Consider the following 17,028-nt stretch of genomic DNA (forward strand, 5'->3'; position numbering starts at 1 on the left):
CCTAGCTCTCGCTAGGCTTTTTCTGTCCGTGATAGGGCTTGTCCTGATAAAAATAGTTTGGTTTTACAATGGTATTGTCGTAATGCTTGTGGAATATGTGGGTAGCAGCTGGTGATACTGGCGGAATCAGCCATGTCCAGTCCCCTGTCAGCTTGCGGTCAGCCTTTTCTTCTTGCTTTTCAAACTGCTTGAATTGATGTGCTGCTGTATGGTGATCAACAATGGTCACCCCTGCTTCGCGATAAGAATGGAGAACCGCCACATTCAATTCGACAATGGCTTTATCCTTCCAAAGGGACGAATTCTTGGTTGTGTCCAGTCCTAAGAGAGAAGCAACTTTTTTCAGCATATTATAGCGGTTTTCATCCGCTAGGTTGCGTGCGCCAATTTCTGTGCCCATATACCAGCCGTTGAACGGTGCAGCGTTGTAATGAATACCGCCAATCTCTAATTTCATATCAGCAATAATCGGAACCGCATACCATTTTAGTCCCAAATCACGGAATCCATCATATTCAGGATGGGTGATCTCTACCTCTTGGACGATTTCTTTCGGAAGCTCATACAGAACAGGCGGCTGACCTTTTAACTGAAACATGAGAGGCAGAATATCAAAATGTGTGCCCTCCCCTTTCCAGCCATGGGCTTCACATAATTTTGTTAATTCAAGGGATGCCTCGTCGCCGATGATGCCATATTCCGTCTCATAGCCTGCATAACGAACGAGCTGATGATTATAAATGACGACTTCCTTCTGGTTGTTACTCTCTGGAGGAAAGATCGTGATGGACGGTTTGATTTTCCCGCCATTTGTCGCATACTCAATATGATGAAAGAGCGCCTCTTTCACCTCATCCTCTGTCTTTACATGCCGGCAGTCATGCACTTGCAGGGTCGACCAAAACAAACGGCCAATGCAGCGGTTACTGTTGCGCCATGCCATTTTCGCCCCGTGAGCTAATTCCTCTAGTGTATGCGTATAACTACCTTCAGACTCAATTTCTTTTTTTATTTCACGCAGACGTGCTGCTTTCTCTTCATTTGACTTGTTTAATTCTTCATAGCATACAGAAATAAAAGCTTCTGCTTCATTCCACAACGCTTCTTGATTACTCAAACATACTCGCCTCACTTTAATACGAATATATCCATTGTAGCGGTTTCTATTGATAAATTCACTCGTTTCAAACCATTTTTTATCAAATCATCCGACCATTGTCCTTAGAGCATAGATGAATCAATACGTTTAAGGGTCTTTTGGAGCCAGCGGACATAGCCTTTTTCTCTTTCGATTGCCCTTGTCAGCACTAAGTAATGACCAAATTGCGCTGAATGCAGTGATTCAGCAGAAGGGTCTTCCTCTGTCAAAGCGTGCAGCTTTTGTTCCAGCATATCTACTTTCTTGGTGCGCTCTAAAAGTTGATAGGCAAACAGATCAGCCGCTTCTTTTTTGTCCATGGAGGAGATGAAAAATGTTTTGAGCATGAATTCATCCTTTGTTGTTTCCGGAATCGGATCTTTTGTTCTTAACCACTGACGCAATTCTTCTTTTCCTGCCGCTGTGATTTGATAGACCTTCTTCTCCAGCTTTTTTCCTTGTATGTGAATATCAAATTCAATAAACCCTTCCTCTGTGAGCCGCTTCAGCTCAGGGTAAATCTGACTGTGCTTCGCACTCCAAAACTGTCCAAGGGAGTCCTTAAAATGTTTCGTGATATCGTATCCCGTCAGCTCACGCTGATCCAGCAAGCCAAGAATGGCATATTTTAGTACTCTCATGATGTGCCTCCAACGCTTATTCTTTGACAATAGTATACCATAGACTTTAAAATAAACATGTAAATCACAACATGTTTGAAAAAACATCATTTTAATGAAAGAAGGAATAAACATGGATCAATTCGTTGGACTTCATATGATTTATACGTATGAAAATGGCTGGGAATATGAGATTTACATTAAAAACGATCACACCATTGATTACCGCATTCATAGCGGAATGGTTGGAGGACGCTGGGTCCGTGATCAAGAAGTAAATATTGTGAAGCTAACAAAAGGCGTATACAAAGTCTCTTGGACAGAACCAACTGGGACAGACGTCTCTCTGAACTTTATGCCTGAAGAAAAACGCATGCATGGCGTCATCTTCTTCCCAAAATGGGTGCATGAACGTCCAGACATCACCGTCTGCTATCAAAATGATTACATCGATCTCATGAAAGAATCGCGTGAAAAATACGAAACCTATCCGAAATATGTTGTCCCAGAATTTGCGGACATTACGTATATCCATCATGCAGGTGTGAATGACGAAACCATTATCGCAGAAGCACCATATGAAGACATGACAGATGAAATAAGAGCTGGACGAAAATAAAAAAGCGGCACGCCTAGTGCCGCTTTTACATTTGATAAAATCTTAGCCCCTTTTTATTGAATGCCTAACGTCTTTTGAGGAAGCACGAAACGATAGACTGGCAGTTCATCACCTGTTTTTGAAGCAATAAACCCTGATGACATATAGCTGTCCTTTGATTCTGGTTCAAGGACAAGTGACAGCAAATTGGTTTGCGGCTGTGCCGTGACAAATACCTTTGTTCCTTTTGGCAGCTGACGTTTCTTGTCAACGAGTTTTGTTTCAAGCTGAATATCTGTTTTGCTCTTTTTCTCTCGTTTTGTCACCTTGTAGGCTTGTACCGGCACCTTCATGCCAACCGGCAATGTGACACTTTTTAACCCTAATGTTCTGAGTTTCCTTTCTACTCCCTCATGCCCCGGAAGAATGAGGTAAGCTGTCGGCCGTTCTCTTGTTAAGACAGGAACAGCATCGCTCGCACTATGAAAACGTACAGGAACATTGGTGGTCTGTCCTTTCTCAATATCAACCATTTCCAGCGTGTCATCAACAGGTGCTTTGAAATCATCTTGAATGACCACCTGATCATCATCTTTTGGATGAAGCCCTTTTTTCACAAGCTTCAGCCGCTCCGTCACCATTTGCTGCTTCACCTGCTTGGCATGTTTCACCGTGGTCTCAATGATTTTTTCATGGGTGGCTACTTGCGCAGCGACGCGGCGGACAAAATCCTCTCTCCCAATCCCAATCCCTCTGCTTTCTACAAGAAATGACAGGGCTGGCGAAAGTGCAAGAGCATTACGGCCAATTCGCGCATCCGTTCCACCTTCATAAATGTCAATCTTGCCATCCTTTCCTCTTGTGTTTGTATAATACAAATCGTTAGAAAACCCTTTATTCGTCAGCGTTTCACGAACTCCGTTAACATATAACTCATTTGATGTCAGCCGGATGCTTTCAGGAATGTTTAGATTCTTCCCTGATAAAATAAGCAAATCATGATATTTGAGAGCGCCTGATGAACCGATATCTTCAAACTGCTTTTGACCCACATCGTATTCATGGGCATCAATGACCACTTCTGGCGCATACCGATTAAATTCTTGATGCAGGGCTGTCAGTTCTGGGGATTCTAATGTCATATGATCACGGTTTCCATCTAATCCGTTTGCCAGTCTGCGGTCAAACGCATAAGAACCATCAGGATTGATTCTTGGGACAATGATGATATTGACATGATTGAGTATACGCTCTCCTTCTTCACCTGCTAATCGTTTTGCAATGACGAGAGCAGATTCACCAGAGGCTGGTTCATTTCCGTGTATTTGTGCTTGGAGCCAGATTGTTGGCTTTTTTGAAAGTGGAGTAATCGAGTGATCCTTTGTAAAGTACAGGGCCGGGATGGACCTGCCTTCAATGGATGTTCCAATCTGTTTCTGCGTGGCGTTAGGGCTTTTGCGGACAATGTCTTTTAAGAAAGCTTGAAGCTCTTCTTGTGTCGTAAATGCTTCTCCTTCTTTCTGAAAGGCAGGGGTATCAAACGTTTCGTCAGGCTCAGGGTATAGCTTTTTCACTGAAGCCGGCTGTTCATAACTCTTTCCATAATAAGGGGTTTCTGCCTGAGCTGAAGCTGGGCTCACCATCGACAAACTGCCTGCCATGAGGCATACAGCAGCAAAAAGAATCGTGCCTTTTCGTTTGGACATGCTATCCTCTCCCTTCGTTGATTTGCATTATAAAGAAAAAAACAGAAAAAGTGTCATTATTTTTCAAAAATAAATCTTTTGGAGGAACAGGCATCTCTTTGTCTAGGGCAAATGAATGGAGCCTCCCCAGCAATATGACCTAAAAAAAGTGCCTGCTCACAGCAGACACTTTTTATTTACCAGATGGAAATAGCCCCAATGAGAACTGCCATGACAGTCATAGCGACGACTGCCAGCACAGCCCATTTCATCCCAAATTTCTGATGCTGATCCAGTGATACGCCAACAAGTCCAACAAGTAAATGAGTCGATGGAACAAGTGGACTTAACATATGAATCGGCTGACCAATAATAGAGGCTCTGGCAATCTCAATTTTATCGACACCGTAAGCTGCCGCTGTTTCTGATAGGATCGGCAGTACGCCATAAAAGTATGCATCATTCGGCATAAAGAAAGTAAAGATCCCGCTTGTTAATGCGACAATGACTGGAATAAAGCCGCCAAGCTGCTCTGGAATTGCAGATACAATCGAAATCGCCATTTCATCAACCATTTTCGTTCCAGTTAGAATACCTGTAAAAACACCTGCCGCAAAAATCATCGAAGCAATGGCTAAAACGTTTGTGGAGTGAGCCGCAATTCGCTCACGCTGCTGCTCCAAGTTCGGATAGTTCACAATAATCGCCACACAGAAAGCAAGAACAAATAGAACAGTTAAACTGACTTTACCTGATACAAGCAGCAGAACCAATAACAAAGTCAGCGCCAGGTTAAACCACCAAAGCTTCGGTCGTTTGATGTCATCTTGCAGTGCCGCTGCCATTTCATTTGCATGAATCGGCTGGTCAAGTTCAATGACACCAAGACGTTTTCTTTCGGCTTTTCCAAGAAAATAAGCAACAATAATCATACTGAGAACCCCTGCACCAATGACAGGAATCATCGGGCCAAATAAAAGTGAAGGATCGACCCCAAGTGCACTCGCCGCTCTAGGTGTGGCTCCTCCCCACGGAATTGTATTCATAATTCCCATGCCAACTCCGGCAATTCCGGCTAAAATAATTGGTCGGATGCCAAGCAGTGTAAATAGTGGAAGCATCGCTGTTGTTGTAATCATATATGTCGTTGTTCCGTCACCATCAAGTGCAACAAGCATCGTCAGGACAGCTGTTCCGACCACGATTTTTAATGGATCGCCTTTAACGATTTTTAAAATTTTCGCCACCATTGGGTCAAATAAACCCGCATCAATCATAATGCCAAAGTACAAAATCGCAAACATGATCATGACCGCTGTCGGTGCGACTTGCTGCACGCCTTTGACAATCATGTCTGAAATTTCAGTAAAATGAAAACCTGCGATAAGAGCAAATGCAATCGGTGTTAACACCAATGCCGTTAAAACAGACATACGTTTCGTCATAATCAAAACCATAAATACAATCATCATAAGAAATCCTAAGATTGCTAACATATTGTTCACCCCTTATGTTGTATACGCTTTCATTAATGTGTTGGTATCCCATTTCCAACCCTTTTTGTCATCATATCTGAGGTGGGAATTGAAGTAAATATTATGAATTTTAATTCTTTTTAGGTCGATAAATGCTTTTTGTTCATTTTGTTCAAACATAGTTTTTTTGATTACATGAAAACAAGCGGTCTTATTCGACCGCTTGTTCTCCTTGTATCAATTGCTCATATTGCCTTAATTGATCTTCCATAAAGATCTTTGCCTCTTTGCTGTTCATATAACGACTTGTCCAGCCCTTTTGCTTTAATCGCTTTTTCCAGGACTTCGTTTTCGTCATTTTTTGAAGAAGCTGATCCCATTCACGAATGTCATGCTGACTCATTTGTTTTGGGCCCATCACACCGCGCCAATGGGAAAAGATGAGCGGTATGCCCTGTTCTTTCCATGTCGGCACATCTTCAAATCCATCTAAGCGCTGGCTGGTTGTTGTCGCTACAAGCTTCAGCCTCTTTTTTTCATAATCATGACGAACCTCTGTAATAGTAGTCGTTGCTGCATCTACCTCATGATCGATAAGCGCCTGAAATAAATCATCTGCACTGTCAAATTTCAGAAATTGAATGCGATATGGATCAATCCCTGCCATTTCTGCTGCCCGGGCGAATGAGATTTGATCATCATTTCCAAAGTCAGGCGCAAACCCAATTTTTAAGGAATCTGTTTTTTTCTTGAGTGCGTGTAACAGCTCCTTCCCATTTGAAAAAGGAGAATCCACTGGGACTGCGACGACCTGCCACTCTTCTGCAAGGATTGCCAGCGGTGTTACATCATTCATCGTCACGTTACTGCTGCCAAGCAAATTACGGCTTAACAATAAGCTTGAATTTAAACTGATATAGTTGGCTTCTCGCTCCATCATGTATGTCCATCCTTTATCCACTGTTCCGCCTCTTTGATAAAGAATGTTCACAGGCCGTTTCACCAGCTTCTCTTGTTCAAGCACTGATTTCATCACCTGAGCCGTTTGGTCAAATCCCCCCTCTGGTACACCCGACACCACAATATATAAGGAGCTTTGCTTCAGGAAAGAATCTCCAGCCTTTTTTTCATTAAAGGTGAGCGTCATACAAAGGCAGAGCACGATAACAAAAAATATTGCTTTTTTCATCTTTTATGACTCCGCTTGTTTGGCAGGATAATATTTCCGTTCAGGTCTACCAATGATTCCGTATGCAAGCTCTGCCCGGCATTCCCCTGTTGTCACGAGATACTCTACGTACCGTCTCGCAGTTGTACGTGATGCGCCCATCTTTTCCCCGAGTTCTTCTGCTGTAATTCCGCTATTTTCTGATGCCATCAATGTTTTCACTTTATCCAAGGTCAGTGAATTGATGCCTGTAGGGAGACCTCTGTCATCCCTTTGTTTTGGCTCTTCCTGCATCTGCCCAAAAAACAGATCGATCATCGTTTGATTGACTTCATCCTTTGAATTGATGATGTCTTTCTTTTCTTTATATTCGGTTAAAACTTGTGCAAACTTTTGTGCGGTCACCGGTTTGATTAAATAATGAACCACTCCGTAATGAAGTGCATCTCTTAAAAGCGTCGTTTCCGTTGCAGCCGTGATAATGATCACATCTACTTCAGGACAGCGTTCTCTTAAAAGCGGCAGCAGGTTGGTGCCGAGCTCATCAGGCATATAGACATCAAGTAAGATGAGATCAACTTGCTCCCTTTGGAGCGCCTCCCACATATCCTTTGCACTCTTTGCCTTTCCGGCGACCCTAAATCCTTCTATCTTTTGTATATAAGATTCATGAATGGCAGCGATTCGAAAATCATCCTCCGCAATGAGTACCTTAATCACCATCTATTCCCCCTTTGTGCCTTTCGGTATGTATACAGTGAAGATGGCACCGCCTTCTTTTTGGTTCGCAACTTCAATCCAGCCCCCAAGCTCGTCTAATACTTCTTTCACATTCGCAAGCCCGTAGCCTCGTCCTTCTCCCTTTGACGAATGGCCTCTTGTGAAAATCTGTGACAGTTCCTCTTCATTCACTCCATCACCTGAATCTGACACTTCTATGATAATATCAAACCCAATATCTGTAATGAATAGGTCTACCTCGCGCTTCTCCTTATTTAATACAGCTTCAAAAGCATTGTCTACGAGATTGCCAATGATGGTGATAAAGTGAGATAGACTTAAATGAGCTGGGAGCGGCTCTAGTGAGCTATTTTCATCAATGTGAAATTGGACTTTCTTCTCAGATGCTTTCCCTAGCTTGCCAAGTAAGATGGCTTGTATTTTAGGAGACCGAATCTGCTTCATGAGTAAATCGTGCTGTCGGTTTTGCAGATGATATTCTTCTTTAATTAAGTCGATGGCTTCATCGACTTGATTCAGCTCAAGCAGGCCTAAGATGGCATACAGCTTATTTGAGAATTCGTGCGTCTGTGCCCTTAGGTCTTCTGAATATTGGCTGACCTCTGTTAATGTATCCAGCAGCTTCGTCAGTTCGGTTTTCTCCCTGAAGCTCACAATCCCTCCGAATACTCGATTGTCCTGCATTACTTTTTTCACATTTAAAACATAGGTTTTATCATTGACGACGGTTTCGATGTTAGGTTCAATCGTCTCTGCCTTTAAATAGAGAAGAAGTTTGGCATTTGGCAAGACTTGATCAATATGAAGGGGCAGTTCTATTGAGACGCGCAGCATATGTTCAGCTGATGTATTCATCATCGTAATCGCGCCTTTCTGGTCAAACGCAATGATCCCTTCTTTTATAGCGAAAAGCATCGCTTCTCTTTCTCGATACAGCGAAGCAATTTCATGCGGCTCAAGCCCTAATGTATCTTTGCGAATACTCTTTGTTAAAAAAATCGCACCGAATATTCCAGGCAAGAGCACAAGAAGGGCAATATAGCTAAGCTTCAATAGCTGATGAGCTGTCGCTTGATCGATTTCCTTTTTTAAAAATTCGACGGTGACTGTCCCAATAATTTCTTCATGACCTTCTGTTTCTTTCATAATGGGCGCACTGCCTCTGACAACGGTTTCACCATTAGAGTCATCAGTGGATATGGAGGTTCCTCCAAATAAGAGGGTACTTCTTCCTTCCGATACACTGATGGTTTTTCCTACGTCCTCATGATTCGTATGAATAAGAACCTTTCCTTTTCGGTTGGTAATGAAGATGGCATGTGCTCTTACTTGCTCCTTCATTTGCTCAAGCACTGCCTGTTCTTCATTTTGGGACGCTGATACGGCCACCGATGCTTTAATGGGCGGCATATATGATATTGTTCTAGCGGTCTGCACCGCCAGCTGTTCAGCTTGTCCCTGCCTTTCTGATGTCTGCAGAAAACCAAAACAAATGGTTAATAACGCAATGACAACAAGCAAAAGCCCGATAATTAACCCCAAAATTTTCGTTTGTAAAGTAACTTTCCTTTTGCCCATCCTCACCGCCACAACCCCTAATTCAGTAGATTCACCCGAATAGACTCTAAGAAAATGATATCATTTTTTCTTCCTAAGTTAAGAGAAAATTCTTTCAAACAAAAAAGGACGACTCCGAATCGAGTCATCCCTGTATGCCTATTACGTGATCGATAAACCAGCACTCGCATAGCCTGCTACGGTATTCACTAAGGATAGACCTGTAGCTGATGCGGAGAATACAACAAGCAATCGTGTTTCCGGTGTGACTGGTACATTTAGACCAGTCGCAATACCATTTGCTATAGCACCCAGCGTTAAAACACCGGTTAAAGCTGGAGCTAAAGTGACACTCGCTACTTGGGTGAAACTGTTATTTGGTGTCGGTGAAGCAAATAGACTAGCTGTGACCGTAATACTCGTGCCGACCAATGAAAGAGCTGCTGTCGTACTAAAATAGCCAGCAAATGACGTGATTGTTCCGGCTCTTGGAACAGAAAACGCCATGTTGAGTAATGTACCTGCAGCGCCTGTTAAATCAATCACTCCGCCTAAAATACTGACACCTGTCGCTGAGTTACCAAATCCGATCAAACTGGATGTTCCAACAAGTCCGCCTGCAATTGTTGTCAGGACGGCAGGTGTACCTGAAGCAAACGGAATGATCGCACTCGATCCTGTCACACCTGTTGGACCTGTAGCTCCGGTAGCTCCGGTGGCTCCTGTTACCCCAGTTGCACCTGTTGCTCCGGTGGCTCCTGTTACCCCAGTTGCACCTGTTGCTCCGGTTACTCCTGTTGCTCCTGTTGCTCCTGTTGCTCCTGTATCACCCGTTACACCAGTGGCTCCGGTTGCACCAGTTGCTCCGGTGACTCCAGTAGCCCCTGTATCTCCGGTTGCGCCGGTGGCTCCGGTGACTCCCGTTGCTCCTGTATCACCTGTTACCCCAGTAGCTCCGGTGACTCCAGTGACTCCGGTCACACCTGCGGATGCCAATAAGGTATAATCTGGTGACGTATCTGGTGTACCTGTTGGTGGTGCTGTATTCACAACATAGGTTCCACCTTCAAATGTCACCACTTGACCTACTGGATAAGTTGGCGCTGTTGCCGGGTCAAATGTCAGAATGCCAGTTAAGCCTACACCGGTTACTCCTGTTGCTCCCGTATCTCCAGTTGCTCCGGTAGCTCCGGTTGCTCCTGTATCACCCGTTACCCCAGTGGCTCCGGTAGAACCGGTTACTCCTGTATCACCTGTTACCCCAGTGGCTCCGGTGGCTCCGGTAGCTCCGGTTACTCCGGTTGCCCCCGTATCTCCTGTTACCCCGGTTGCTCCAGTTACTCCCGTGACGCCGGTTGCTCCGGTTTCACCCGTTACTCCAGTGGCTCCGGTGGCTCCTGTCACACCTGCGGCTGCTAATAGCGTATAGTCTGGAGAAGTATCCGGTGTGCCTGTTGGCGGTGCTGTATTGACCAGATATGTTCCGCCTTCATATGTCACCACTTGACCTACTGGATAGGTTGGCGCTACTGCTGGATCAAACGCTGCGACTCCGGATAAACCGACTCCAGTCACTCCTGTTGCCCCGGTTTCACCAGTTACCCCAGTTGCACCTGTTGGTCCTGTGACGCCGGTTGCACCAGTTTCTCCTGTCGCTCCTGTGACCCCTGTTGCACCTGTTTCACCGGTGGCTCCCGTACCAGTAGCTCCCGTTGGACCAATTTCCCCCGTCGCTCCCGTTACACCAGTGGCACCGGTTGGACCAATTTCTCCTGTTGCTCCTGTGACGCCAGTGACTCCGGTTGGACCAACCTCTCCCGTTGGTCCTGTCACTCCTGTTGCGCCGGTGGAACCCGTGACTCCTGTACCGGTTGCTCCTGTAACGCCAGTCGCTCCTGCAGCGGCCAATAACGTATAATCTGGTGACGTATCTGGTGTGCCTGTTGGTGGCGCCGTGTTAACAAGGTAGGTTCCTCCTTCATATGTCACCACTTGACCTACTGGATAAGTTGGCGCTACTGCTGGATCAAACGCTGCGACTCCGGATAAACCGACTCCAGTCGCTCCGGTCACTCCTGTTGCCCCTGTTTCACCAGTTACCCCAGTTGCACCTGTTGGTCCTGTGACGCCGGTTGCTCCTGTTTCACCGGTTGCTCCTGTGCCAGTGGCGCCGGTTGGACCAATTTCCCCCGTTGCTCCTGTGACGCCAGTCGCTCCCGTTTCACCTGTTGCACCGGTGGCTCCTGTGCCGGTGGCGCCGGTTGGACCAATTTCCCCCGTTGCTCCTGTGACACCGGTCGCTCCCGTTTCACCTGTTGCACCGGTTGCTCCTGTGCCGGTGGCGCCGGTTGGACCAATTTCCCCCGTTGCTCCTGTGACGCCGGTCGCTCCCGTTTCACCTGTTGCACCAGTTGCTCCTGTGCCGGTGGCGCCCGTAACTCCTGTCGCTCCTGCAGCAGCTAAAAGCGTATAATCTGGGGAAGTATCGGGTGTACCCGTTGGCGATGCTGTGTTTACAAGATACGTCTCGCCTTCATATGTCACCACTTGACCTACTGGATACCCTGGTGCCGCTGCCGCATCAAACGGAACAACTCCAGTTAGACCTACACCGGTAGCGCCGGTTGCCCCAGTCGGACCTGGATCTCCCGTAACACCTGTTGGTCCTGTACCTGTTGCTCCTGCAGCAGCTAAAAGCGTATAGTCCGGTGATGTATCAGGCGTCCCTAATGGCGGTGCTGAATTGACCACATACGTACTGCCATCGTATGTCACCACTTGCCCTACTGGGTAGGCTGATGCTACTGCTGGATCAAATGCCAGGATGCCTGTTAAACCTACGCCTGTTGGACCGATTGGACCTGCTGGACCTGCCGGACCTGCCGGACCCGCTGGACCCACTGCACCCGCTGGACCTGCTGGGCCTCTTCTTCCTCTCCCGCCTGGCGGACCTGGAATCACACAAACACAAGGATCTTTTCCGCAGCAAGGATTTTTCACTGGTTTTCCTGGCTTCCCTGATCTTCCTTTCTTACAACTATCACATTCCCAGCCATCATCCTTATACGCATCATACCAGCTTCCTTTTTGGTAGTGGTCTGTCGAATGAGTTGGATATGTCTTTCCACATTGTCTACATCTTCTCATAGAATCACCCCCATCCATCGTATTCATCATGACTTAGAAAGGTGTATGTACACTTTTATTTTTTTATTAATCAAAAGACCTTGCACTTCATGTACAAGGTCTTTCTTTCATTAAAGTCTCATCGTCATTTTCAAATCTTTTCCTACCATACTATAATCCATATCTACCGGCCGGATGGCTTCTTTTAATGTTTTCGTACCTTCTCCTTCAAAGAAAGTGGGTGCACCTTTCCCTCCAATTAATAATGGTGCCATATAAATAATGACTTCGTTCACGAGTGATGCTTCCAAAAAGGATGCACTCACACTTCCTCCCGCCTCCACAAGTACCGACATCACAGAACGCTTTTTCAACATACGTAACACCGCATGAAGGTCTGTCCGACTTTCTCCGCTTGTGACAAATACTTGATGTCCTTTTTGCACCAGTTGATGGTATTTTTTTTGATCGTACTTGTTTGAGGTACAAATAATGGTTTCTGCCATATGATCATTTAAACATTTCGCATGAAGCGGGATCCTTAATGTGGAATCTAAAATGACCCGAATGGGCTGTGTCACGATTGAATCTTTCACAATAAGACCTGCATCATCTTGAATAATGGTTTCGACGCCTGTTATCACAGCATCTGCTTCTTGACGTAATTGCTGCACTTCTTTTCTTGCTTCTGTTCCCGTAATCCATTTGCTTTCTTGGTGAGCTGTTGCAATTTTCCCGTCTAATGAAATGGCTGTTTTTAATATGACATAAGGAAGATCTGATTGTATGGAATGAAAAAAAGGAAGATTTAAGCTGTCCGCTTCCCGTTTACATATCCCTTCTTCTACTTCTATCCCTGCTTGTTTCAACATCGTGACCCCTTTACCTGCTACAAGCGGATTTGGGTCCCCAGTGGCAATGACCACACGTTTCACCCCGCTCTTTATTATGGCCTCTGAGCAAGGCCCTGTTTTCCCATGATGCGAACAAGGTTCGAGCGTCACATACATATGAGCTCCCTTCGCCTTATCACCTGCCATTTGCAGCGCATGAATTTCAGCATGCGGTTCGCCCGCCTTCATGTGAGCACCAATTCCAACAATCTCACCTTTTTTGACTACCACTGCCCCGACAAGCGGATTTGGTGAGGTTTGTCCTTTCATGGCCTTTGCGTTGGCAATCGCTAGCTTCATATAAAAAACATCGTCTTTCATGTAAGTCTCCTTTCCTCTCTTTCAAGGGAAAGAACTCCTTCAGGGAATGAAGGAGTTCTATTCTCATGTGCTATATTTTTTCCATCCGTTTCTTTTCAGATCGATCATAGTAAGGCAAGGAATAAAAAAGTTTATAAGATGCTCGTTGTTTACAAAAACAGCATTTGCGACATTCATATTTATTAATGAGGAGCACATGCGGACAATTGAGTACAGACAGACCTTTTTTCATATGTTCCTTGCAAACACTTATCATGAGAATCCCCCGCTTACATTCTTTTTCTTAATGAGAGATTACTTCTTTCGGAAATTGTTCGAATAAGCGTAGTACTTCGGTATGCGTCCCATCTTCTCGAACGTGATAAATCCCGCCGTCATATGAGCTTGCATATACATCATTGCCTAATTGTCTGATGGCACTAATCCCATTTTGGGCAATTCTAATTGGGCCGGTGTTTACATCCAGCTCTGGATTCCACACAACGATATAGCCCCAATAATCACCGCTTACAATATTGCCTGAGTCTGTAACTGTGACCGATTTAATCGAATATTGGTGTTCGTTATGCTGGTCTAAAATTCTTCCTGTATGCAAATCAAACAATCTCACATTCTTGTCACGGCTGACAATGGCGATACGGTCTCGTTTACTATCAATAAAGACATCATTTAACAGCTCTGTCGCACCGATGTATTCCGCTTTTAAGGACAAACTCTTTTTATCTAGAAGACAGATGGTTCCTTCAACTGCTGCTGTGATGATAAGATCTCCTTCTACCTTTAATGCTTTGACCGCACAATCGTGTGCTTTGGAACGACCGATTTCCTTTAAGTGTTCTGTCGAAATGACATGTACATAACCGCCGTAAGTTCCAATATAAAATTGACGATCCTCCTCGTGGAAATACACGCTGTTGACCGGACCTGTGTTGAGATCAAACGAAACCATTTGCTGTAATGACTCATGAACAATATGCACCTGACTTGCATGGTCTCCCCACGCATAATAGCTTCCATCCCGTGCAACAGCTACTCCATTTGTTAAAACGCCCGTCGATTTGGCAATTTCAATCCCGTTTTTTCTGAATTTTCCATCATCAGATGCGGTAATAATATCACCCGCATCAGTCAGCGCAATATCATTGATAGATGGCGTTGCCATTTCAATCTCATCTGATACGACTTCGCCCTTTTCGATCGACCATTCACAATATGTTTTTCCAAAGCTGGCTCCTAGTATTGACTTCTCATCCTCTGTCCAGACAAGCGAGCGCTCCCACTGATATTTATGAGGCAGTAGTGTATCAACTAAATCACCTGTTTCATAATTCCACAGCTTAATTAAATGGTCGTAGCCTGCTGTCAGCAAGTAATTGCCGCTTGGAGAAAAATTCACGCGCTTGACGCCCTGTAGATGGGCTTTGATGATTTTTTTCTCCTGTAAAGTAGCCGCATCATAAATAATGACGGTGCCATCATCTCTGCCAAGTGCGAATACTTCTTTTTGATTGCTGCCGCTGATCGTATCCAACTCATAATCAAACGGGCCGATTTCCCCTACAATTTCTCCGGTCTCATACAGCCATACAAGGACGTATCCATCATCACCTGTTGTGTAAGCTTTATCACCATGTATCCATACAGCTAATACATCTTTGCTATGGCCATGGAATTCTCTTAAAATAGCGCCCGTTTCGATATCCCAGACTAAGCATCTTCTATCTCTGGACACGGATACAAGCAAGGTATCCTGCTTCGCAAAGGCGACGGCTTCTACATCATCCGCATGACCAAACAAAGTGCGGATTCGGGTATTTGTGCCTGTTTCATACAACTGAATGGTATAGTCTGACGATGCACTCGCTAAATACTTTCCGTTTTCAGAAAGAGATATTGAGTTAATGATATGCTCGTGACTGCCAATAAACGTACCTTCTCCCGTCGCCCGGTTCCACTGATAAATACAGCGGTCATAGCCGCCAGTGTAAACGATTTGGTCGTGCTGAGTTGATAAAACAGATGTAATTGGTCCTCTATGCATGGTTTTACACTCCCACCTTTATATGTTGTTTTTGACGAGTCACTAAACGAAAACCAGTAAATCGAAAAACGGGATCTGGGTGCTTCCCGTGTCGTCTTGCGACTCTGCATAAATCTCCACCTCTTGCGAAGGAGCCGCCTTTTAAAATGTAATAGTCACTTCCGAGTGTTTCCGTTAAATCATCGACGACCTCGATGCCGCCTTCATATACGTGATATTTGGTGTTGACCCATTCCTCGACGTTGCCGCCCATATCATAAAGACCAAATAAGGATCTGCCCTTTTCGTAATGACGGACAGGCGTCGTTTTTTCAATATTTGATTCGTGCGTATTGCAGTAAGAAGGATCAAACTCATCTCCCCACGGGTATTGATTTCTCGTGTTTCCGCGGGCAGCATACTCCCATTCTTCTTCCGTAGGAATCGACACATCCATCCCAAGTTTCCCGCTCAGCCACTGACAGAACGAGAAGGCTTCCTCAATGTCCATGCCCCAAGCTGGATGATCTTTTCCCCCGCCAAGCTCTTCATTCGTTAAACTCTCCGGGTATGTCTGGCCTGTTTCATCACAATAGCTTTGATACAGTTCATTATTGACGACCGTATCTGAGATAAAAAATTCTTTGATATACGGCTGATAGGATGGAAATTCTTTGTACAGCCATTTTTGAAATTTTTTCTCACGGCCGTAGGTTGGATTGAGCAGCTTGTCTTTCCAGTATTCTGATGCCTTTTTCATATCTTCTTCATTACTTCCAATCGTTGCATAGCCGCTTGGGATTTGAATCCAATTGATATCAGGTTTCACGCTTTTCTCCCGCCTTCTTTCAATATACTCGTCTATTGATTAATTAATTTCTTCTCATCAACCATATGCCCTGAGGCTGCTTTTGCTTTTAAATAGGCTTCATTGTAGAGAGAGGCTTCGACCGTATGATCAAACCGCAAAACAGGAAGACCGTAAGCTGCAATAGAATCGACTTTATCTGGATTATTCGTTAGTAAGTGCAATGGTTTCCCTTTGTTTAAATAGTGCAAAACAGCTGCTGCTTCCTCATAATGCCGATCATCATCCCCGCAGCCGATCAGGCGGTTGGCTTCAAAAGTATCCAGCTGCATTTCCTGTAATTTATACGTCAATGCTTTTGCCATCAGCCCAATAGACCGCCCTTCTTGATTGGCCATATACACAAGCATGCCTTTTCCGTAATCGGTGATTTTCTTCAGCGATAATGCAAGCTGTGGACCACAGTCACATTTCAGTGACCCAAACACATCCCCTGTTTGGCAGACACTATGGATTCGCACAAGCGGCGGCCGTTCATTTTCAAAGTCGCCAAATAAGAGACAAGAGGAAAAGGTTTGCTGCGCGGTACTCATTTGGACAATCGATTCGATCGTTGGTTTTGTATCCCGTTCAACAGGTGCGAAGGCATACCACTTAAATGGCACTTCTTCATGTTGAATGGAAATTGGCAAATTCACAGGACCCACGAGCAAATAGTGTTTTTCTTGAAAGGTAAAATGATGAATCATTGATTGTAATTCATCTACAAACTTGTTCATTTGTCTCCCCCCTATTCATCACTGCACCCAAATCGACTCCCATAGCGCAGTGATGGAGTGATGAATATGTGTACGCACTCCCTCAGCCTGTGTGCTACC

At 44.9% G+C, this 17,028-nt stretch carries 13 protein-coding genes; 1 reads left to right on the forward strand and 12 read right to left on the reverse strand.

Features of this window, described 5'->3' with window-relative positions:
• Position 1: 1 nt before the first annotated feature.
• Together ACP69X_RS16080 and ACP69X_RS16085 are read right to left on the reverse strand one after the other, a co-directional pair.
• On the reverse strand, positions 2-1,117 hold the full coding sequence (locus ACP69X_RS16080) for a nitric oxide synthase oxygenase (protein WP_426052856.1): 1,116 nt from the start codon (positions 1,115-1,117) through the stop codon (positions 2-4).
• A 104-nt stretch (positions 1,118-1,221) separates the two neighbouring features.
• Positions 1,222-1,779, reverse strand: coding sequence for a PadR family transcriptional regulator (locus ACP69X_RS16085; protein WP_073978600.1), 558 nt, complete (start codon positions 1,777-1,779; stop codon positions 1,222-1,224).
• 112 nt (positions 1,780-1,891) lie between these two features.
• On the opposite strand from ACP69X_RS16085, the gene ACP69X_RS16090 reads away from it, so the two are divergent.
• Positions 1,892-2,377, forward strand: a complete 486-nt coding sequence (locus tag ACP69X_RS16090; protein WP_426052857.1) for a phenolic acid decarboxylase — start codon at positions 1,892-1,894, stop codon at positions 2,375-2,377.
• A gap of 53 nt (positions 2,378-2,430) precedes the next feature.
• Here ACP69X_RS16090 and ACP69X_RS16095 read toward each other — a convergent pair whose 3' ends face one another.
• The 10 genes from ACP69X_RS16095 to ACP69X_RS16140 all read right to left on the reverse strand — a co-directional run bounded on the left by ACP69X_RS16095 (position 2,431) and on the right by ACP69X_RS16140 (position 16,929).
• Complete coding sequence (locus ACP69X_RS16095; RefSeq protein WP_426052858.1) at positions 2,431-4,062, reverse strand: M14 family metallopeptidase; 1,632 nt, start codon at positions 4,060-4,062, stop codon at positions 2,431-2,433.
• Positions 4,063-4,238: 176 nt separating this feature from the next.
• Positions 4,239-5,537, reverse strand: coding sequence for a citrate:proton symporter (locus ACP69X_RS16100; protein WP_041087208.1), 1,299 nt, complete (start codon positions 5,535-5,537; stop codon positions 4,239-4,241).
• A gap of 190 nt (positions 5,538-5,727) precedes the next feature.
• Positions 5,728-6,705, reverse strand: coding sequence for a tripartite tricarboxylate transporter substrate-binding protein (locus ACP69X_RS16105; protein WP_305960707.1), 978 nt, complete (start codon positions 6,703-6,705; stop codon positions 5,728-5,730).
• Between the two features lie 3 nt (positions 6,706-6,708).
• On the reverse strand, positions 6,709-7,404 hold the full coding sequence (locus ACP69X_RS16110; protein ID WP_411243217.1) for a response regulator: 696 nt from the start codon (positions 7,402-7,404) through the stop codon (positions 6,709-6,711).
• A 3-nt stretch (positions 7,405-7,407) separates the two neighbouring features.
• Positions 7,408-9,003, reverse strand: a complete 1,596-nt coding sequence (locus tag ACP69X_RS16115; protein ID WP_426052859.1) for an ATP-binding protein — start codon at positions 9,001-9,003, stop codon at positions 7,408-7,410.
• Between the two features lie 141 nt (positions 9,004-9,144).
• Positions 9,145-12,129: an exosporium glycoprotein BclB-related protein gene (locus ACP69X_RS16120; protein ID WP_426052860.1), complete on the reverse strand. Its 2,985-nt coding sequence runs from the start codon at positions 12,127-12,129 to the stop codon at positions 9,145-9,147.
• A gap of 110 nt (positions 12,130-12,239) precedes the next feature.
• Positions 12,240-13,322 carry a bifunctional diaminohydroxyphosphoribosylaminopyrimidine deaminase/5-amino-6-(5-phosphoribosylamino)uracil reductase RibD gene (gene ribD / locus ACP69X_RS16125; RefSeq protein ID WP_041087200.1) on the reverse strand — a complete coding sequence of 361 codons (1,083 nt, stop codon included), beginning with the start codon at positions 13,320-13,322 and terminating at the stop codon, positions 12,240-12,242.
• A gap of 283 nt (positions 13,323-13,605) precedes the next feature.
• The gene (locus ACP69X_RS16130; RefSeq protein ID WP_041087198.1) at positions 13,606-15,363 is read right to left on the reverse strand and encodes a WD40 repeat domain-containing protein; all 1,758 of its coding nucleotides are present in this window, start codon (positions 15,361-15,363) and stop codon (positions 13,606-13,608) included.
• Positions 15,364-15,367: 4 nt separating this feature from the next.
• Positions 15,368-16,171, reverse strand: a complete 804-nt coding sequence (locus tag ACP69X_RS16135) for a formylglycine-generating enzyme family protein (RefSeq protein WP_041087196.1) — start codon at positions 16,169-16,171, stop codon at positions 15,368-15,370.
• Between the two features lie 32 nt (positions 16,172-16,203).
• Entirely contained in the window at positions 16,204-16,929 is a 726-nt protein-coding gene (locus tag ACP69X_RS16140) for a GTP cyclohydrolase II (RefSeq protein ID WP_034282729.1), read from the reverse strand.
• Positions 16,930-17,028: the final 99 nt, after the last annotated feature.

This window comes from Bacillus sp. DC4300-2b2, assembly GCF_049895685.1.
Classification (GTDB): Bacteria; Bacillota; Bacilli; order Bacillales; family Bacillaceae; genus Bacillus; species Bacillus safensis.

Coding starts and splice junctions, on each gene's coding strand:
- ACP69X_RS16130 (WP_041087198.1), bottom strand. CDS start 15,363: ATGCATAGAGGACCAATTACATCTGTTTTATCAACTCAGCACGACCAA.
- ribD (WP_041087200.1), bottom strand. CDS start 13,322: ATGAAAGACGATGTTTTTTATATGAAGCTAGCGATTGCCAACGCAAAG.
- ACP69X_RS16095 (WP_426052858.1), bottom strand. CDS start 4,062: ATGTCCAAACGAAAAGGCACGATTCTTTTTGCTGCTGTATGCCTCATG.
- ACP69X_RS16140 (WP_034282729.1), bottom strand. CDS start 16,929: ATGAACAAGTTTGTAGATGAATTACAATCAATGATTCATCATTTTACC.
- ACP69X_RS16115 (WP_426052859.1), bottom strand. CDS start 9,003: ATGGGCAAAAGGAAAGTTACTTTACAAACGAAAATTTTGGGGTTAATT.
- ACP69X_RS16085 (WP_073978600.1), bottom strand. CDS start 1,779: ATGAGAGTACTAAAATATGCCATTCTTGGCTTGCTGGATCAGCGTGAG.
- ACP69X_RS16120 (WP_426052860.1), bottom strand. CDS start 12,129: ATGAGAAGATGTAGACAATGTGGAAAGACATATCCAACTCATTCGACA.
- ACP69X_RS16105 (WP_305960707.1), bottom strand. CDS start 6,705: ATGAAAAAAGCAATATTTTTTGTTATCGTGCTCTGCCTTTGTATGACG.
- ACP69X_RS16090 (WP_426052857.1), top strand. CDS start 1,892: ATGGATCAATTCGTTGGACTTCATATGATTTATACGTATGAAAATGGC.
- ACP69X_RS16100 (WP_041087208.1), bottom strand. CDS start 5,537: ATGTTAGCAATCTTAGGATTTCTTATGATGATTGTATTTATGGTTTTG.